The 18,312-nt window shown below is 66.8% G+C and carries 16 protein-coding genes; 11 read left to right on the top strand and 5 right to left on the bottom strand.

From position 1 onward, the window contains the following. The first annotated feature begins 11 nt into the window (after positions 1-11). A complete protein-coding gene (locus RY94_RS04955; protein ID WP_043442346.1) occupies positions 12-767 on the top strand; it encodes a MerR family transcriptional regulator in 756 nt (251 codons plus the stop codon). A 704-nt stretch (positions 768-1,471) separates the two neighbouring features. On the opposite strand, the gene RY94_RS17160 is transcribed toward RY94_RS04955, so the two are convergent. Next, positions 1,472-1,921, bottom strand: coding sequence for a pyridoxamine 5'-phosphate oxidase family protein (locus RY94_RS17160; RefSeq protein WP_197060595.1), 450 nt, complete (start codon positions 1,919-1,921; stop codon positions 1,472-1,474). 598 nt (positions 1,922-2,519) lie between these two features. Here RY94_RS17160 and RY94_RS04945 point away from each other — a divergent pair. Continuing rightward, a complete protein-coding gene (locus RY94_RS04945) occupies positions 2,520-3,476 on the top strand; it encodes a universal stress protein (protein WP_082046064.1) in 957 nt (318 codons plus the stop codon). A 575-nt stretch (positions 3,477-4,051) separates the two neighbouring features. Further along, the gene (locus RY94_RS04940; RefSeq protein WP_043443645.1) at positions 4,052-5,680 is read left to right on the top strand and encodes a GAF domain-containing sensor histidine kinase; all 1,629 of its coding nucleotides are present in this window, start codon (positions 4,052-4,054) and stop codon (positions 5,678-5,680) included. Here the strand turns inward: RY94_RS04940 and RY94_RS04935 are convergent. After that, entirely contained in the window at positions 5,677-6,351 is a 675-nt protein-coding gene (locus tag RY94_RS04935; RefSeq protein ID WP_052273963.1) for a response regulator, read from the bottom strand. The two genes, RY94_RS04940 and RY94_RS04935, sit on opposite strands and share 4 nt — an antisense overlap. 183 nt (positions 6,352-6,534) lie before the next feature. Here RY94_RS04935 and RY94_RS17155 point away from each other — a divergent pair, with 183 nt between their 5' ends. The 7 genes from RY94_RS17155 to RY94_RS18320 all read left to right on the top strand — a co-directional run bounded on the left by RY94_RS17155 (position 6,535) and on the right by RY94_RS18320 (position 12,316). Next, the gene (locus RY94_RS17155) at positions 6,535-7,026 is read left to right on the top strand and encodes a universal stress protein (protein WP_082046062.1); all 492 of its coding nucleotides are present in this window, start codon (positions 6,535-6,537) and stop codon (positions 7,024-7,026) included. Beyond that, complete coding sequence (locus RY94_RS04925) at positions 7,023-7,865, top strand: universal stress protein (protein WP_043442335.1); 843 nt, start codon at positions 7,023-7,025, stop codon at positions 7,863-7,865. Before RY94_RS17155 ends, RY94_RS04925 begins: the two co-directional genes overlap by 4 nt. An 83-nt stretch (positions 7,866-7,948) precedes the next feature. Then, positions 7,949-8,254 (top strand): cupin domain-containing protein, encoded by a 306-nt coding sequence (locus RY94_RS04920; RefSeq protein ID WP_043442333.1) that lies wholly within the window; start codon positions 7,949-7,951, stop codon positions 8,252-8,254. Positions 8,255-8,423: 169 nt separating this feature from the next. After that, positions 8,424-9,704: a globin domain-containing protein gene (locus tag RY94_RS04915; protein WP_043442331.1), complete on the top strand. Its 1,281-nt coding sequence runs from the start codon at positions 8,424-8,426 to the stop codon at positions 9,702-9,704. A gap of 372 nt (positions 9,705-10,076) precedes the next feature. Beyond that, the gene (locus RY94_RS04910) at positions 10,077-10,328 is read left to right on the top strand and encodes a hypothetical protein (protein ID WP_052273962.1); all 252 of its coding nucleotides are present in this window, start codon (positions 10,077-10,079) and stop codon (positions 10,326-10,328) included. Positions 10,329-11,762: 1,434 nt separating this feature from the next. After that, positions 11,763-11,906: a hypothetical protein gene (locus tag RY94_RS18325; RefSeq protein ID WP_231554420.1), complete on the top strand. Its 144-nt coding sequence runs from the start codon at positions 11,763-11,765 to the stop codon at positions 11,904-11,906. Continuing rightward, on the top strand, positions 11,903-12,316 hold the full coding sequence (locus RY94_RS18320) for a DUF2256 domain-containing protein (RefSeq protein ID WP_331374898.1): 414 nt from the start codon (positions 11,903-11,905) through the stop codon (positions 12,314-12,316). Before RY94_RS18325 ends, RY94_RS18320 begins: the two co-directional genes overlap by 4 nt. Here the strand turns inward: RY94_RS18320 and RY94_RS04900 are convergent. Genes RY94_RS04900 through rhaI form a run of 3 tightly spaced genes read right to left on the bottom strand, consistent with a single transcriptional unit; the run spans position 12,305 to position 17,041 of the window. Then, a complete protein-coding gene (locus tag RY94_RS04900) occupies positions 12,305-13,792 on the bottom strand; it encodes a rhamnulokinase (protein WP_043442328.1) in 1,488 nt (495 codons plus the stop codon). The genes RY94_RS18320 and RY94_RS04900 overlap by 12 nt on opposite strands. Position 13,793: 1 nt before the next feature. After that, the gene (locus RY94_RS04895) at positions 13,794-15,878 is read right to left on the bottom strand and encodes a bifunctional rhamnulose-1-phosphate aldolase/short-chain dehydrogenase (protein ID WP_052273960.1); all 2,085 of its coding nucleotides are present in this window, start codon (positions 15,876-15,878) and stop codon (positions 13,794-13,796) included. Further along, positions 15,875-17,041, bottom strand: coding sequence for an L-rhamnose isomerase (gene rhaI, locus RY94_RS04890; protein ID WP_043442326.1), 1,167 nt, complete (start codon positions 17,039-17,041; stop codon positions 15,875-15,877). The genes RY94_RS04895 and rhaI overlap by 4 nt, the downstream gene beginning before the upstream one ends. A gap of 223 nt (positions 17,042-17,264) precedes the next feature. Between rhaI and RY94_RS04885 the strand changes: the two genes are divergently transcribed. Next, positions 17,265-18,296, top strand: a complete 1,032-nt coding sequence (locus RY94_RS04885) for a LacI family DNA-binding transcriptional regulator (RefSeq protein ID WP_043442324.1) — start codon at positions 17,265-17,267, stop codon at positions 18,294-18,296. The last annotated feature ends 16 nt before the right edge of the window (positions 18,297-18,312 follow it).

Here is an 18,312-nt window from a genome sequence, read left to right as displayed (position 1 = left end):
GACTGACGAGCATGGCCTGGAGCACCCAAGGAATCGCCGAGCTGGCCGGGACGACGGTGAACACCGTTCGTCACTATCATCGGGTCGGACTTCTCGAGCAGCCGGACAGGATGTCCAATGGCTACAAGCAGTACCAGGTCAGGCACCTCGTCCGTCTGCTGAAAATACGACGCCTACGGGATCTCGGGGTACCGCTCGATCAAATCGACGAAGTGGCCCTCGATGGCGATTCGTCGTCCGAGGCGCTGAAAGCGATCGACGCGGACCTCGCGGTGAGCATCGAGAGGTTGCAGCGTGCCAGGGCGGAGATCCAGGCAATCCTCCAGGGCACCTCCGTGACGGGAGTCCCGGCAGGGTTCGAGGACGTGGCACCTCGCCTGTCCAAGCAGGACCAGTCGTTGATGCTCATCTACTCCCAGCTGTACGATGACGACGCGATGCAGGATCTGCGGAAAATGGTCACAGAGGACTCGGAGTCGGTGAGCAGGGAGTTCGACGAATTGGCTGCTGACGCCGACGAAACGGTACGCGCCGCACTCGCAACACGTTATGCACCGACCATTGCCGATGCCATCAGGGACTACCCGTGGCTCACGGACCCGGGGAAGCATCTGTCGAAAAGCCTCGAGGTGACCCAGAGCACGGTCGTCGAATCGCTCACAGCGCTGTACAGCCCGGCACAACTGGACGTCCTTGCCCGGGCGAGCGTTATCGCCAGCGGCCTCCTCAAGATCGAACTGGCAACGAAGGACGAGCACGCGCCCTGACGCGGGTCACGGCGCTCAAGAGACCGCGGACTCGCGATAGGCGGGGTGACACCAAGAGTGGCATCGGACGCTTCGAACTGACGCGAATCTGCCGTGAATAAACGCCGAGGTGGCGTCGACAATCGCCCTGTTGCTGCGCCAATGCGCCAACGTGAGGCGGTAGAGCTGGAAGGCGCAAGAATTTGGCAATGGCACTTCTGACGGCAGCAGCAGGGCGCTTGTCTCAAGGCTGGAGTGATGCTGCCGACCCATCCAAGGACGGTCATACAAACCGCGATAGCTCACCTTTCGTCAGGTGCAGGGCCGCACCAAGACGAAGGTGACCGGCTACGGACGGGCACGGGTGGCGCCCGCGCCACTACCGGCTAAGTTCCGGCCCTCGTGCGACCACCCAACGGGCGCCGACCTTCACGACTACCTCGCCGCCGCATACACCCCCCACCGTTCGCGGACACCAGCGCGAACGAACTGCTTACAAGGAGATGTATTGGCTCGCCGATCGGGGCATCATCACCGGGTGGGTTAGGGCGAACGGGATCAGCACCTACGGAGCCCCGCAGCCGGTGGACCGGGACACGATGGCCGCGTTTTTCCACCTAGCCCCTCGAGCAAGGGGGAAGGGACGTTGCCCCGATCTGAAAGTGGGAACCAGCAATTCCCGGTCAGGAGATCAAGGTGCTCGCGGGGGTTTGCGTCGGCATCCGCTAGTGGGTTGTGCCGAACCGGCGGCCACGCACGTGCGTCGAGGCCAGTTCGTAGAACAGGTCGCGCTGGTTCGGCGCCCAGGGCTCATCGACTGCTTTTCCCCAGAGCGTTGTCAGGAGTTCCGGATCCTCTACCCGCGTCGCGGGGCCGTTGAGGAGGATGGTCCAGCCGTTCTGGGCGTCCCTGTCGACATGGTCGATCTGGAAGGCGGCGTGGTCCAGGTAACTGGTGGCGATGGTGCCATCGGCGGAGGTGCGGAAGTACACGTGTTCGTCCATCACGAAATAGGTGACGGGGAAAATGTCCAGAAGGCCACCGCGGAAGAAACCGATTCGGCCCGTCTGTTGTGTCGCTGCCAGAGCCCAGCATTCAGACGACGAAAGTTTCTCCGAGGTGCGCAGGGCCCCGGGAGATTCCCAGTAGGCGTCCCGGTTCGGTGCAGTGGTCATGGTGCCGTCCTTTGCCTTGAGTCGCGCAGACCTGGTTACGAGCGGCCCGATAAGGCGACCGATGTGGTGGTGCATGTGCACTCTGAACGGCCCGGGCGCGCTCAGCGGTCTCCTTATTTCCACGGTACAAAGAAATGATCGTCCTGATCAGGGTCGAAGGGCCCTGATCAGGACAGTTGTTTCCAGCGACGGTTAAGCCAGTGCCCCGCTCCGATATGGCCCGTGCACTGATCCACCTGGTAGGGGGTCCTTGTAATGCGGGGAAGGTGCGAGAAGTTCCCGTGGGTGCGCACCAATGAGGTCAACCACAAGGGAAAGTACGGATGATATCCCGGCACACCGGCACCGACACATCACCACCAGACACCGGAGATCCTGACCCCGCTCCCGGTGCATTCGCCCCGTCTACGACAGCAGCCGGGACGACCAGGGAGTCGACAGGTGGGTGGGGTAATGCAGGCACCGCAGCCAGGGCCGCTTCCATGTTCTCAATGGCGTTCATCGTTGCGGTGGTCGTCTCCTCATACAGGCACCCGGTCGGAGCAGAGCTGCGTGATGCCATAGTGCTGGCGTCCTGGAGCAAGATCATGCGGTTCCCGTGCTGACAGTCGTGCAGCCCCAGGGCCCGGTATCGCCGCATTCCGCAGATCAGCGGCCGATTCTGGTCGCCATTCGAGGTCCTTTGACTCTCAACCCGCCCCTTGAGTGGGCTGCCCGTCGAGCGCGCACTGCGGATCTTCCGCTGACCCTGGTCCATGCTGTCCCCACCGCCGATTCGGTGCCGCCGGGCACCTGCTACGCGGATGTGGTCGCTGCAGGCCGCCGAATGCTGCAGGACGAGGCCACGCGGTGGAGGACCCGATTCCCGACGTTGCGGGTGGGCACCCACCTTCACTGCGGTGATGTCGTCCATGCCCTCCTGGGATTGTCGGCCGACGCGTCCTTGCTTGTCATCGGCGAGGACCGGGTGAATACGCTCACCGGTGCATTCCAGGGCTGCGTGGCCCTTCAGGTGGTGCTTGGGTCGCTGGCACCGGTCCTGATCATTCCGATCGGTCATCGAGACGGGGGCGACAAGAACGGTACCGCCCACGGCCATGTAGTGGTTGGTATCGACGGTTCTGCTGAGTCCTGCGCGGCGCTGACTCGGGCCGCTGACGAAGCGCACCGATCGGGTGCGGCGCTACGCGTCATCGCGGCGGTGAAGCCTGGCCCGCAAGCCTCGGAGTCGCTGACCATCGGTCCTCCGCGGATCCTGCGGACGATTCGCGCCACCTACCCGTCCATGGGCGTGAGCTGGATCGTGGATGTGCTTCGATCCCCAGCCCGGGCCCTGGTGCGACACAGCCGGGATGCAGACCTTCTGGTCATCGGCTGTCATGGTCGCGGTGCCGGGACAGGGCCGGGCATTGGCTCGGTCACGCACACGCTGCTTTTGCGCCCGCCCTGCCCGACGCTTGTCATGACGCTCCCCGAACCCGAGTCCGGCCCCGTCGGGCCTGAGGCTGAGGTCGCTCTGGATGCAGTGCGCCGGCCACCGCTGGTGCTGGGGTAGAAGCAGGACGATTGATCATTCTCGCGGTCAACCGGATGATCAGCCCTTCCGGCATTGCGGCACTGTCCCGAGGTCAGGCAGTTACCGCACTGGCCACGTACGCGCTGCACTTCGGCTCGCGTCCTGGCTCCGCGTGTCGCGCAGTTCACCGTCTGGTTCAACGCCGTGAGGGAACCGCCCGCTCTTGGGGTCAGACGAAGCTCATGAAAAAGCTCCCAGACGATCTGCGGTCGAAGACGCGAGGTGATCACCGGGGAGGCTGGCACAACGGCGCCCAGCACTCGTGCACTCTGAGCGCCCTCGTCCATCCGGGCCTGAACACAGATCCGGGCGACAATCGGGAAGTAAGTAGGTTGTCCTTTTTTTGAGGGGGCTAGGTCCCGATACATGCCACTATGAAAGTGACGCTAGGGCTGAAAGGCCCTATGAACCGGTTCACGTCGCGTGTCGTCTGTGATCCAGCCGTCGTCAGCCCCAGGTTCCCATCGACGAGCAGTGGATCTTCGGGACGAGGCACAATCTACTATTCCCGGAGGCATCTAGTGGTAGCCCTGTCCAGGCACTTACCTGCAGCCATGGAGCTGAAGAATCCGGTGACCGGAGCGTCCGCGGGAATCAGCAACCTGCTTGGCGCTTTCGCTGCCATGGCGGATAACACAGACCTCAACACGGTCCTTGAACGTGTCATTTCCGCGTCCTGCCAATTGGTTGATGCACGCTTCGGGGCCCTGGGCGTGATCGGGCCGGATCAGACCCTCGGCAACTTCATTACGGTGGGGCTCGACGATGACCAGATTTCCCGGATCCCGTCGTTGCCTCAGGGGCACGGCGTGCTGGGCCTGCTGATCGCCCAGCCCCACCCGGTGCGTCTCCATGATCTTCGCGAGCATGATGTCGCCGTCGGATTCCCTGCCCATCACCCGCAGATGAAATCGTTCCTCGGTGTTCCTATCCGTATCCACGGCACTGTATTCGGGAATCTGTATCTGACCGAGAAGAACGGGGGAGGGGATTTCACCGACACCGATGAGGAACTGCTCGTCGCTCTGGCGGCCGCTGCCAGCGTCGCCATCGTGAACTCACGTTTGTACGACGAATCGACGCGTCGGACGCGGTGGCTCGAAGGAGGCTTGAGTGCCGTGCGTGAGCTCCTCGAGCAAACCGATCATGTCCGCAGCCCCTTGGAATCGGTCGCACATCACGCCTTGCACGCGTCCCAAAGCGATTTGACCGTCGTTCTTCGCGACTTCGGCCATCAGCGGGGCCTCCTCTGCGAGGCCGCCAGTGGCGTGAACGCCGCTTGCGTGACGGGACGCTCAGGGGCGCATTGGGCGCTGCTGGATGATTTGCCCGCCCTCTCACCACCGCTGTTGTTGACACCGGCAGACATCGATCGGCTGCTGCCGGAAGCCCCCGTGGCTACCGTGTCGACCGCACTGCTGATACGACTCGCGGGGACCGGGGAGCGGCAGTTCCTGCTCATCGGACGCCAGACAGGATCGCCACCGTTTTCCACTGTGGACAGGGAAATGGTGCGCTCCTTCACATCCCACGTCTCCCTGGCTCTGGAACTACTGCGTGTTCACCGGCAGCGCGAACAGGAAGCTGTCTTCGGCGACCGGGACCGGATCGCACGCGATCTTCACGACCTCGTCATCCAGCGTCTCTTCGCGGCGGGCCTGAGCATTCAGAGTCTGCGCAAATTCGTGTCGGACCCTGAACCACTTGAACGCATCTCAACCGTCACCGGCGAACTGGACTCAACGATCCGAGAGCTGCGCGACACCATCTACTCACTGCGTTCCGTTCCGCAGGGCGCCTCGACGTTCACCTCCAGCATCTTCGCTCTCGTGGCGGCCGCCTTCGACGGATACGACCTTCAACCGGTACTGCAACTCTCGGGACCTATTGACGCCGCCATCGACCCTGAGTGCGCCGACCACGTACGGGCCGTCCTCTCGGAGGGGCTCTCCAACGCGCTCCGCCACGCCCACGCGCACTCCATCACCGTGACGCTGCAGGCCCTTCCGGACCGCCTGGAACTGAGAATCAGCGACGACGGGTCCGGGTTCGAAGAAACGCCGTCCCGCAGCGGACTGGCAAACATGCGTCGCCGAGCCGATCTCTGCAGTGGCACCCTGTCGATCTCGAGTGCGCCCAGCAAGGGCACCAATGTGGTGCTCACCGTGCCCCTGCGCACCTAACGGGGCGAGGCGTCGACCGCCGTGGAGATGTAGACGGCAGCCTGGACCCGACGGTGAAAGCCCAGCTTCGCCAGGATCGAGGACACATAGTTCTTGATGGTCTTCTCGGACAGGAACAGGTCGCCACCGATCTCCCGGTTCGTCAGCCCCCTCCCGATCAGGGTAAGGACCTTCCTCTCCTGTGCCGTCAGGCCCGCAAGGCGTGGATCCTCCTCCGGCGCGTCGTGCAGCCCGGCGATGATGCGCTCCTTCATGCCGGGCTCGAACAGGGACTCACCCGCAGCGGCCCGGCGGGTCTTCCCGACCAGATCGGAGCCGAGAATCTCCTTCAGGATGTATCCCGAGGCCCCGGCCAGTACCGCCCCGCGCACCGCCTGGTCGTCGTCGTAACTGGTCAGGATGACGCAGGACAGGGAGGGGTCGATGGAGCGCACATTCCGGCATACCTCGATCCCGGTGCCGTCCGGCAGCCTCGCATCCAGGATCGAGATGTCGGGGGATAGCGCCGGGATCCGGCGTGTGGCTTCCTCGGCGGAGCCGGTTTCTCCGACAATCACGCATCCCTCGGTCTCCAGCAGTTCCCGTAATCCCCGCCGTACCAGTTCGTGGTCATCGAGAAGGAATACCGTCACGTCCTTCACTCGCTGATCCTGCTTGCCCGCATCCGGCACCTTCGCACGTCATCCAACTATCTGTTCGTCAATCCTTCATGACACCAGCTATCAGCATGACCCCTACCGGTCAGACCTGACAGTGCCGTATGTCCCCTTGCAAGGAGGGGCCGTGTGGCCCTACCCAGTTGACCCAAAATCGGTGAGGGTCGAATAAGACCCCCTCTCAGACAAGGATCCACCATGCATACAATCCCTTCACCGCGCCCGCGGGCCGTCGTTGTCGGGGTCGATGGTTCTCCATCGTCCGTCGCCGCGCTGCAACTCGCCGCCCGGCTGATCCCTCTGGCCGGTGACGTCATCCACGCGGTCACCTCCTGGCAGTACCCGCCTCCCTTCGGGGCCTACGGGCCCGTCGACGTGAATCACGAGGAAATGGCAGGGGAGGTCCTGGATGAGGCACTGAACGCGGCATTCCCCGAAGGTATCCCCTTGGGGCTCGAGCGGCGACTCATACAGGGGCCTGCTGCGGAGGTCCTCCTTGAGGAAAGCGCACATGCCTCGATGATCGTCGTCGGTTCACGTGGTCATGGCGGGTTCGCCGGGCTGCTCCTTGGATCCGTCAGCACGGCCGTGGCAGAACGGGCAGAGTGCCCGGTCCTTGTCTCCCACGGTGCTCTTCGACCACAGGAAGGACAGGGCTTCGCCCTGCCATCCGTCGGCGCGTCAGCGTGAGCCCGGCCGATGCGCCGGTCCGGCCCGTCCTGGCCGGTTATGACGGCTCGGACGGCTCCCGCCGCGCCGTCCTCTGGGCGGCCCACCACGCGGCTGTCGCCGGACTGCCCCTGGTCGTCGTGCACTGCTGGGTCTGGCCGTTCTTCACCCAGGACCTCGGCCCGGTCGCCGACATCGAGGACAGCGGCCTCCAGGCGGCCGCCGAGCGCACGAGCGCCGAGGGCCTCGATCTCGCCCGGCAGGCCGAACCCGACCTCGAGGTCAGCGTGCGGCTCGTCACCGGGTTCCCCTCCGAGGTGCTCACCCGGCTCTCCGCCGAGGCATCCCTGCTCGTGACCGGCACGCGCGGGCTCGGCGGGTTCGCCGGCCTGCTCATCGGGTCGGTCAGCCTCCACCTCGCCGCGTCCTCCTCCTGCCCCATCGCGGTCATCCGCGATGACCGGCCCGGTGAGGGCGATGTCCTGGTCGCGGTCGACGGGTCGCCCGAGAGCGACCGCGCGGTCACCGAGGCGGCACTCCTCGCGAGGACCCTGCAGGCGCCGCTGCGCGTGCTCCATGTGCGGCCCTACACGCGGGACGCCCGGATGCGGCGGCCCGACCCGGAGCACGACCCGGTCATCCGGCGGGCCCTGGACCGCCTGCCCGCGGACACGGACCTCACCGTCATCGAGGACTCCTTCGCGGAACCGTCGGCGCCCGCGGTCATCATCCACCAGGCCCGCCGGGCCGTCTGCGTCGTCCTCGGCGCGAAGGGCACCAACACGCTCGGCGCCCGCCTCGGGTCCACGGTCCACGCCGTCCTCCACCACGCAGAAGGCAACGTCCTCGTCGTCCGGTAAGGCATGAAGCCCGAAGCACGATCGAAGATTCTCTCGGCCTCCTCTAAGGACAGACGTTGAACACAGCATCACTGACAGCTCTTATGCGCCACCAGCTGGATATAGCCCTGCATGCTCCCAGTGGACGCAGTGCCCACACCGTCTACGGTGGGCATGAGAAGACGTTGCGGCAAACCATGATCGCCTTGCAGGCCGGTAGCTGCCTGCACGAGCACGAGAACCCGGGAGAAGCGACAGTGCACGTCCTCCAGGGACGCGTGTCACTGACAGCCGGCGACGATACATGGCACGGTTCGGCCGGTGACCTGATCATCGTTCCGAACGCACGGCATGATCTGGAAGCCATCGAGGATTCTGTTGTCCTCCTCACCGTCGCCAAGCACCGGTAACGACGCAGCCACCACGACTTCCACGTTCACCGAACACTTCCGCCGGCTCAGCGCTGCGCCTTCCTGGACCACCATGTCAGGTCCCCCGGGCCTCGACGTATCATGCGCGCCTCTCGTGTTCGGTGCGTACCCGCATCCCTCACATGACATCAACCGTAAGGACCCCACCATGCTCTCTGATACATCCCGTCCCGTGATCGAGGCGACCCTGCCGGTCGTCGGCGACAACATCGGCGAAATCGCCAGGCGCTTCTACGCGCACATGTTCCAGGAAAGGCCCGAGCTCTTCGACGGTTTGTTCAACCGCGGGAATCAGGCAGACGGTCGTCAGCAGCAGGCCTTGGCCGGTTCCGTCGCAGCGTTCGCCGGCCTCCTGGTGAACAAACCGGGTGAACTTCCTGATCACCTCATGTCGCGGATCTCCCACAAGCATGTCTCCCTCGGCCTACAGGCCGACCAGTACCAGGTCGTCCATGATCACCTGATGTGGGCGATCGTCGATGTCCTCGGCGATGCCGTCACACCGGAGGTCGCCGCGGCATGGGACGAGGTGTACTGGCTGATGGCCAACATGCTCATGAATCAGGAGCGCACCATGTACGCGGCGGCTGGCCTGAGCCCGGAAACCGTCTGGGAAACCTGGCGGGTCACGGAGAAAATCCAGGAAACGAGTGACGTCGTGACGTTCGTCGTGGCAGCCACCGATGAACGGGTCGCGAGGCCGTCCCTGCCCGGCCAGTACGTGACATTGAAAGTGCTCATGCCCGACGGCGTGCACCAGCCCCGCCAATACAGCCTTACTCAGGCAGATGACGGGATGCATCGCCGGTTCTCCGTCAAACGCCTCCACGGCCTGCCCACCCCCGACGGGGAAGTCTCCAACCTCCTGCACTCGAGCACGAATGTCGGTGACGACGTCGTCCTCTCGGTGCCCTTCGGCGACGTGCTGCTCACACCCGGTACCCGGCCGGTCGTCTTCGCCACCGCCGGCATCGGCATCACGCCCATGGCGGGCATGATCTCCCACCTCGAACGCTCATGCTCCACCCGCCGCGTGACTCTTCTGCATGCTGACGATTCAGCCGACACTTTCGCCCTGCAGGGCCAGATCCGCGCCGACCTCCAGCAACTGCCCGGAGCAACACTGACCACCTGGTTCATGAACCCCTCGGGGGAACCCTTGAGGGAAATAAGCCAGGATCGATCCTCGACTACATCTCAGGAGCCGCTGACCGGCGAACAATTCACCGGATTCATGGATCTCAGCACGCTCGACCTTCCTGCCGACGCCGAGTACTACCTCTGCGGCCCGCTGCCCTTCATGCAGATGGTGCGCAGCGTACTGATTCTGCGAGGAATCCCCGCACAAGACATCCGATACGAAGTCTTCGGCCCCGACCTCTGGCTCGCCGAATTCGAACCAGCCGGCCCAGCTCTCGCGGCCCTGTAGCAGCCACTCGCCCCCGATGGGGGTATTCCCAGCGGTGCATCTCCTCCCGTGCACGAGAAGGTGCTTCACCTCTGACCGGTGCTTCTGCACCGAAGCCAGCAAGATAGCGGACACCACGGAGCCGGACGACAGGCTGCCCACCGCATCCCGAGCAAAATCACCCGCACCTGGCTCCCCGTCTCCTGGGCTCCTTTCCGCTCACAAAGATCTGAGATACGTCGAACAATCGATCGTCCCAAGCCAGCTCCTGCCCGGCAGGTCGGGACGTTGTGCCCTACCCGCCCACGCCATCACCGTATTCCATGGAATAGGACCCAAGCCCGCCATTCAGGCGCGGTCAAATCCGGGCCCAAGAATAGAAAGACTCACAATATGACCAGCATCAGTGTTCTGTGGCCCACCCTCGACTCCAACGTGCAGCAGTGGATCCTGCAGAACCCCGGCGCGACGGTCCTGCCCCGGACCTACGTCAACCGGATCGAGGCTGGCATGGGCGAGTGTCTCTCCCTGAGCGAGCATGGAGAGCACTGGTTGTCCCCGGAGGAAATGCACTTCCTGAAAATGAAGAGAGCCGAAACCTCGAGCACCGATACCCCGCTCCTGGCATCGCCCGTCCATACCTGAACCAGGCCGGTGTCGGCACCGAAAAGCGCTTCTCGCCGACTGACAAAGCTTCCCGAGTACGTCGGCAATCCCCACAGTCTTGAACTTGGCTGTGGTCTGCGACGTCTACACAAAGGCAGCTCTCCTACCAGTGGTTCCTCACCGAACTGCTGCTGACCCAGAGCGGCGACCGCGACCGGCGTTCCTACCGCCTCGCGTACGTCCGCCGACCACAGGCTGTGCTGTGCAGGAAGCGGTAGTTGCCTTCCGGCCCGAGTACACACTGTCAGGAGCGACCATCACTTCCTCCTGCGGAGGGTGTGATGCAGGTGATGAGGCGTTCTTGAGCATGGTGTGCGCATACTGGGATTACCCCGAACATTCCCTGACTTCATGTCCGGGGCTGATCGGGATACATGACCGGCCTTTGGCAGGATGTGGGACTCTCTTCGGGCTTTCAAGCAGCCGGCGGCCCCGGAGGGAAACCAAGACCGCCAGCAACTCCCGGAACCGCGGCTCCGAAACGTGCACTCCTGACGGCTGATGCGGTCTTCCGCTCAGATCTAGACCGTCGGTTCTGGACTACCTTTCAACTGCCTGGATGGCACCAGAACGCTTGCCCGCAGGATAGCCGACGTAGTCCTCCGGCGAGGACCATCTCTATGAAAGCGGGACCACGGGGTGCGCGAGACGGTACGTTGAAATGTGAAGAGCGATTTTTCGTTCAGTCTCTCGTCGACGCTCGCCCCGACGTTCTACCAGGGTCTTCATATCGACGTTCCTGACGTGACCGAGTCCATTCTGGCTTATCACTGCACGCCGCTCCCGGTCGACGCGAGCCGGTCGCCCAGATGCCGACGCTGACAGGACATCCCCTAGATCGTGCGGGCGTATGGCGCTCATGATGATTCCTTTGTTTTCGGGCAACGGGGATCGAGGTCTGTCTCCCCCGATCGTCCATCTATTGGCGGACCTTCTGCTAGAGGCCTTCGACCCCTGTGCCGTACAGCGAGTTCACACAATCTGATGCTCCAACCGACGCCGACGCCGACGCCGACGGCGGCTCGACCCAGTCCCAGCCTGGTTCATCGCTCCAAGACTGGACCACCCCTCATCGTGTTGGCCCAGGGATGTTGTTCGGCGGCATCCACCTTGATCTGTAGCGCAGCTCGGGACGTCATGTTGCGCTGGCGGCCGATTGTCGGCTTATCCGGCCATAGACTGCCGACGATGCGGGGTGCGTCGTCGATCCCGGTGGTCCAATCACCGCGCGGTATCGACGGTGACGCCCGGGGCGCGGTGCACGGTCGCGCCGGTGCTGCTCCTGCTGACTCCTGCTGACTCGGGCTGAACAGGGCGTAGCGGCGTCTCCTATGCTTGACGCAATCACCGAACCGCAGTCCCTCCCCGCGACGGCCCGCCGCAGGACCGGCGGGGATGACGGGAAGGACCGCCGTGACCAGGGACAGCAGCGCAGACGAGCAGGGCCCGGTGAACCGGGCAGCCGACGCCGTCGAGCAGGCCTCCGACGCACGCTCCGTGGACCTCCGGGTGCGGCCCGGCTTCGCCATCCTCCGCGCCGAGTCCGGGCGCACGTGACGCCGCGGGTGAGGCCGCCCGCGCAGGGTCCCGGCCCCGGTGCTCCCACCGACGCGAAGTACTGCAGGTCGTGCGGCCGCCGCATGGAGTGGCGGAAGAAGTGGGAGCGGACCTGGGACACGGTGCTCTACTGCAGCGACGCCTGCCGGGCCCGCAAGGTGAGGCCGATCGATGCGGCCCTCGAGGACTGGCTCCTGACGCGTCTGCGGAGCGTGCCGCGCGGACAGGGCATCGATCCGGCGGACGCCGCCCGGGCACTCGACGGGGAGGGCGGGAGTCTCCTGCACGAGCCCGCCCGGAACGCTGCGCGCCGCCTCGTGAACCGTGGCCTCGCCGAGATGGTGCAGCGCGGCGCCGTCGTCGACCCGTCGACGGCGAAAGGGCCAGTGGCCCTTCGCTCACGTCGCTGACGGAACCCGCGCGGTCGCGGCCGGGCGCTCAGCAGGCTCGTAGCGGACGGTCCGGGCCGATCGGCGGGCGGCCGCGCGGATACCGGCCAGGAGAGGGCCGGACGATCCGGGTCCGCCGTCCAGCAGGCCGGCGGCCCGCGCCTGGACGAGGACGTTGCCGAGCGCCGTCGCCTCGACCGGACCGGCGAGCACCGGCAGGCCCGTGCGGTCGGCGGTCAACTGGCAGAGCAGCGCGTTCTGCGATCCTCCGCCCACCACGTGGATGACGTCGATGCGGTGTCCTGACAGCCGGACGGCGTCCCGCAGCGTGCGGGCGTAGGCCGCGGCGAGGCTGTCCAGGATGCAGCGGACCACGGCCTCCCGCGTCGGCAGGCCACCCGGCGCCGCCCCGGCGGCCCGGCGGATGCGCGCCGGCATGGAGCCCGGCGCCAGGAAGTCGGTGCTGTCGGCGTCGATGATCGGCCCGTCGGGCGGCAGGTCCGCGGCCGCAGCCAGCAGCCCCGCGAGATCGGGTTCAGGCCCTTCGATGCTCCATTCCCGCAGGCACTCCTGCAGCAGCCAGAGGCCGCCGGTGTTGCGCAGGTAGCGGATGGTCCCGTCCACGCCGCGTTCGTTGGTGAAGTTCGCGGTGCGGCTCTCCGCGGTCAGGATGGGTGCGTCGAGCTCGACGCCGACGAGCGACCACGTGCCCGAGGAGATGTAGGCGAAGTGTGGGGTGTCCGCGGGAACTGCGGCGACGGCGGAGGCGGTGTCGTGCGATCCGACGGCGACGACGGCGGTGTCGGCCGGGAGGCCAGTCTCCGAGGCGATGGCCGGCAGCAGGCGGCCGATCAGCGTGCCGGGTTCGACGAGCGGCGGGAAGAGCTCCGGCGACAGGGCGAGCGGGGCGAAGAAATCCTCCGCCCAGGTGCCGGTGGCGGCGTCGAGCAGTCCCGTGGTGGAGGCGTTCGTCGCCTCGGTGCGGCGCTCGCCGGTCAGCCGGTACGCGAGCAGGTCGGGGATGAGCAGCGCCTGGACGCCCTGGAGCGACCGCTCGGCGGCGAGCTGGTACACCGTGTTGAACGGCAGGAACTGCAGCCCGGTGCGCGCGTACAGCTGCCCGGGCGGCACGGCGTCGTGCACGACGTCGATGCTCGCCGCGGTGCGTCCGTCACGGTAGCTGAAGGGCAGGTGCCGGAGCATGCCGGCGTCGTCGACGAGCCCGTAGTCCACGGCCCAGGTATCGATGCCGATGCTCATGACGGTGGCACCCGTCCGGGCCGTGGCCTCTCCCGCCCGGCGCAGTCCCACCAGCACCTCCGCAACCAGGGCGTCGACGTCCCACCGCAGGGCGCCGCCGAGGAACTGCGCACCGTTGGGGAAGCGGTGCACGGTGTCGAGCTCCGGACCGGCGTCCGTGAGCCGCCCGAGGATCACCCGACCGGAGGACGCCCCGATGTCGACGGCCACGAACACCGGTGTGGTGCCGGCAGCCATGTCAGCGCAGGAACGCGGCGGCCACGCCCGCGTCCACGGGGATGTGCAGGCCCGTCGTGTGTGAGAGCTCGGCGGAGGTCAGGACCGCGACGGCGTTGGCGACGTTCTCCGGGAGCACCTCGCGCTTGAGCAGGGTGCGCTGGGCGTAGTACTCGCCCAGCTTCTCCTCCTCCACGCCGTACACGGCGGCCCGCTTGGCGCCCCAGCCGCCGGCGAAGATCCCGGAGCCGCGGACCACGCCGTCGGGATTGATGCCGTTGACGCGCACCCCGTACCCCCCGAGTTCGGCGGCGAGGAGCCGCACCTGGTGCGCCTGGTCCGCCTTCGTTGCGCTGTAGGCGATGTTGTTGGGCCCGGCGAACACGGAGTTCTTGGAGGAGATGTAGATGATGTCCCCGCCCATGTCCTGCTCGATGAGCACCTTCGCGGCGGCCTGTGACATGAGGAAGGACCCCTTCGCCATGACGTTGTGCTGCAGGTCCCAGTCCTTCTCCGTGGTCTCGAGCAGGGGCTTGGAGATGGACAGGCCGGCGTTGTTGACCACGAGGTCCAGCCCGCCGAACGCCAGCACGGCGGCCTTCACGGCGCGGAGCACCTGGGCCGGATCGGTGACGTCGGCCTGCACGCCGATGGCGACGTCGGGCCCGCCGAGTGCGTCGGCGACGCCGTTCGCGCTGGCGATGTCGAGGTCCGCGATGACCACGCACGCTCCCTCCGCGGCGAGGCGCGTCGCGATGGCCTTGCCGATGCCCGACGCCGCCCCCGTCACCAGGGCGATGCGTCCCGCATGGGACTTCGGTTTCGGCATCCGCGCGAGCTTGGCCTCCTCGAGGGCCCAGTACTCGATGCGGAACTTCTCGCCCTCCTCGATCGGCGCGTAGGCCGAGATGGCCTCGGCGCCCCGCATGACATTGATGGCGTTGAGGTAGAACTCCCCGGCGACGCGGGCGGTCTGCTGGGTGGCGCCGTAGGAGAACATGCCGACGCCGGGCACCAGCACGATCGCCGGGTCCGCGCCGCGCATCGCGGGGGAGTCCGGCGTCGCGTGGCGGTCGTAGTAGGCGGCGTAGTCCGCCCGGTACGCGGTGTGCAGTTCACGCAGGCGCAGCAGGCAGCTCTCGACGTCGGCGTCGGCTGGGAGGTCGAGGATCAGCGGCTTGACCTTGGTGCGGAGGAAGTGGTCGGGGCAGCTGGTCCCGAGCGCCCCGAGGCGCGGGTGTTCGGTGGAGGCGAGGAAGTCGAGGACGCGGGGGTCGTCGGTGAAGTGGCCCACCTGCGCCCTGTCGGTGGAGGCGAGTCCGCGGATGGTCGGGGCGAGGGCCGCGGCCTTCGCCCGGCGCTCCTCCTCGGGCAGCGCGGCATACCCTTCGAGCGTGGGGCCGAAGGGCTGGGCCCGGCCGTGCTCGGCGATGTACCGCTCCGCCGCCTCGATGATCCACAGGGAGTTCGCCTCGGCCTCCGCGGACGTCTCGCCCCAGGCTGTGATGCCGTGGCCGCCGAGGATGGTGCCGATGGCTTCGGGGTTCGCCTCCTTGAGGGTGGCGATGTCGAGGCCGAGCTGGAAACCGGGCCGGCGCCAGGGCACCCAGACCACCTTGGGCCCGAAGATCGTCCGGGTCAGGGCCTCGCCGTCCGCCGCGGTCGCGACGGCGATCCCGGAGTCGGGGTGCAGGTGATCCACGTGGGCCGCGTCGACGAGGCCGTGCATCGCCGTGTCGATGGACGGTGCCGCCCCGCCCTTGCCGTGCAGGGTGTAGTCGAAGGCGGCGACCATCTCGTCCTCGCGCTCCACGCCCGGGTACACCGAGCGCAGGGCCTGCAGGCGGTCCAGGCGCAGGACGGCGAGCCCGGACTCCGTGAGCGTCCCGAGGTCCCCGCCGGACCCTTTCACCCAGAGCAGCTCGACGTCCTCGCCCGTGACCGGATCGACGCCCGTGCCCTTGGCGGACGTGTTGCCGCCGGCGTAGTTCGTGGTGCGCTTGTCGGCGCCGAGCCGGTTGGAGCGTGCGATGAGCTCGCTCACGGTCCGGTTGGTCGTGCTGTTGGTAGAGGTGGCCGTCGTCGGCTGCGTCGTCGTCACTGTCATGCTCCCCATCCGGCCTGGCGGCCGCCCTGCCGCTCGGTGTTGATCCGGTCCTGGTAGCCGCTCTCGCGGTATGCGTCCATGGGGTCCGCGGGGAGCCCCTTCGACTCCCGCCACTGGGCAAGGGCCGGGCGGACGTCGGTGTAGAAGGCGTCCATCATGAGGGCGTTCGCGCCGAGGACGTCACCGGCCTCCTGCGCCGCGGTGAGGGCGGGGCGGTCGATGAGCAGGGCGCGCGCCGTCATCTCCTGCACGTTCAGCACCGAGCGGATCTGACCCGGGATCTTCTCCTCGAGGTTGTGGCACTGGTCGAGCATGAGGGCGATCCCGCTGGACGGAGCCAGGCCGCCGCCGCGGATCACCTCCGCCATGATGCGGAACAGCTGGAACGGGTCCGCCGCCCCGACGATCAGGTCGTCGTCGGCGTAGAAACGCGAGTTGAAGTCGAAGGAGCCGAGCTTCCCGAGGCGGATCAGCTGCGCCACGATGAACTCGATGTTGGTCCCGGGCGCGTGGTGGCCCGTGTCGAGGCAGACGAGGGCCTTGTCGCCGAGCTGCTGGCAGTGGGCGTAGGAGGTGCCCCAGTCGGGGACGTCCGTGTGATAGAAGGCCGGCTCGAAGAACTTGTACTCGAGCACCAGCCGCTGGCCCTCGCCGAGGCGGTCGTACACCTTCCGGAGGGAGTCCTGCAGCCAGTCCTGCCGGGACCGCATGTCGGCCTGTCCCGGGTAGTTGGAGCCGTCAGCCAGCCAGATCTTCAGGTCCCGGGAGCCGGTGACGTTCATGACCTCGATGCACTCGTACATGTGGTCGATCGCCTTGTTCCGCACGGCGGCGTCGCTGTGCGTCAGGCTGCCGAACTTGTAGTCGTCGTCCTGGAACGTGTTGCTGTTGATGGTGCCGAGCCGCACGCCGTGCTCTCCGGCGTGGGCGGCGAGGCTCCCGTAGTCGTCCACCGTGTCCCAGGGGATGTGGAGGGCCACGCTCGGGGCGAGGCCGGTCAGCCGGTGGACCATGCCCGCGTCGGCGATCTTCTCGTGGACGGTGCGGGGCGTGCCGGGCGTCGCGAAGACCTTGAACCGGGTCCCGGAATTGCCGTAGGCCCAGGAGGGCACTTCGATGGCGAGCTGGTCCAGCTCTGCCGTGATGTCGTCGATGACAGTCATGTACTCTCTCCAGCATGCGGGCCGGGTGCTTCATTCCACCGGCGATGATTCTCGGGGTCTTTCGCCCGTCCGGACGGGGCCCGGACGGGGACATGGATGCGCCGTGCTTTTGAATCGTTTCATTAGCACGTTTCAAAGCTATCCTTGCTGGAGACCGAGTGTCAACCGTCCCGTCGGCGTCCCGCCGACGCGCGACGCGACCTCCGAGACAGCCGGAGTCCCCATGAGCAGCCGACCAGTCAGTATCAAGGACGTCGCGGACAGGGCCGGGGTGGCGGTCGGGACGGTCTCGAACGTGCTGAACCATCCCGCGCGCGTCTCCACGGCCACCCGCGAGCGCGTGCAGGCCGCGATCGACGGGCTCGGCTTCGTGCGGAACGACGCCGCCCGGCAGCTGAGGGCGGGCCAGAGCCGCACCATCGGCCTGGTCGTGCTCGACGTCGCCAACCCCTTCTTCTCCTCCCTCGCCCGGGCGGCCGAGGACTGCGCGGCCGAGAACGGGAGCACCGTGGTGCTCGGCGACAGCGGGCAGGACGCCGAGCGCGAAGCCCGGTACATCGACGTCTTCGAGCAGCAGCGGGTGCAGGGCATGCTCATCTCGCCCGTCGGGGACGTGGGGCCGCGCGTCGAGGCGCTCCGGCAGCGCGGCATGCCCGTGGTGCTGGTGGACCGCGTGGATCCGCAGCGGCGCTGCAGCTCGGTGTCCGTGGATGACGTCGCCGGTGGCTACATCGCCGTGCGGCACCTGCTCGAGGCGGGCCGGCGGCGGATCGCGTTCGTGGGGACCAGGGCCGACTACCGGCAGGTCGCGGATCGCCTGGCCGGTGCCCGCCAGGCGATCGCGGAGCACGACGGCGCCGTGCTCGAGGTCCTCGCCGCGGAGGCCATGACGGTGCTGGCGGGCCGGGACGTCGGGGAGGCGATCGCACAGCGCCGGCACGGGGAGCTGCCGGACGGCATCTTCTGCGCCAACGACCTCCTCGCGATCGGCGTCATGCAGGCGGTCCTGCTGATCCGGGGCCTCAGGATCCCCGAGGACCTCGCCCTGATCGGGTACGACGACATCGACTTCTCCGCCTCCACCGTCGTCCCGCTGACGAGCGTCCGCAAGCCGACCGAACTCATGGGGCGCACCGCCGTCGAACTGCTCCTCGAGGAGATCGAGGGGCCCACGGCCCGCCGTCGCCAGGTGATCTTCGACCCCGAACTCGTGGAGCGCCGCAGCACGCGGGCGCGGGTGGCCGCCGCCGGCTGACGGGCCGGCCCCGCCG

The sequence above is a fragment of the Arthrobacter sp. L77 genome (assembly GCF_000816565.1).
Classification (GTDB): domain Bacteria; phylum Actinomycetota; class Actinomycetes; order Actinomycetales; family Micrococcaceae; genus Arthrobacter_D; species Arthrobacter_D antioxidans.
Note: the sequence above shows the minus strand (reverse complement) of the source record. Positions and strands in the feature narration are given on the sequence as shown.

Coding starts and splice junctions, on each gene's coding strand:
- RY94_RS17155 (WP_082046062.1), top strand. CDS start 6,535: ATGCATACAATCCCTTCACCGCGCCCGCGGGCCGTCGTTGTCGGGGTC.
- RY94_RS04895 (WP_052273960.1), bottom strand. CDS start 15,878: ATGACAGTGACGACGACGCAGCCGACGACGGCCACCTCTACCAACAGC.
- rhaI (WP_043442326.1), bottom strand. CDS start 17,041: ATGACTGTCATCGACGACATCACGGCAGAGCTGGACCAGCTCGCCATC.
- RY94_RS04915 (WP_043442331.1), top strand. CDS start 8,424: ATGCTCTCTGATACATCCCGTCCCGTGATCGAGGCGACCCTGCCGGTC.
- RY94_RS04910 (WP_052273962.1), top strand. CDS start 10,077: ATGACCAGCATCAGTGTTCTGTGGCCCACCCTCGACTCCAACGTGCAG.
- RY94_RS04900 (WP_043442328.1), bottom strand. CDS start 13,792: ATGGCTGCCGGCACCACACCGGTGTTCGTGGCCGTCGACATCGGGGCG.
- RY94_RS04885 (WP_043442324.1), top strand. CDS start 17,265: ATGAGCAGCCGACCAGTCAGTATCAAGGACGTCGCGGACAGGGCCGGG.
- RY94_RS04955 (WP_043442346.1), top strand. CDS start 12: ATGGCCTGGAGCACCCAAGGAATCGCCGAGCTGGCCGGGACGACGGTG.
- RY94_RS04920 (WP_043442333.1), top strand. CDS start 7,949: ATGCGCCACCAGCTGGATATAGCCCTGCATGCTCCCAGTGGACGCAGT.
- RY94_RS17160 (WP_197060595.1), bottom strand. CDS start 1,921: ATGACCACTGCACCGAACCGGGACGCCTACTGGGAATCTCCCGGGGCC.
- RY94_RS04940 (WP_043443645.1), top strand. CDS start 4,052: ATGGAGCTGAAGAATCCGGTGACCGGAGCGTCCGCGGGAATCAGCAAC.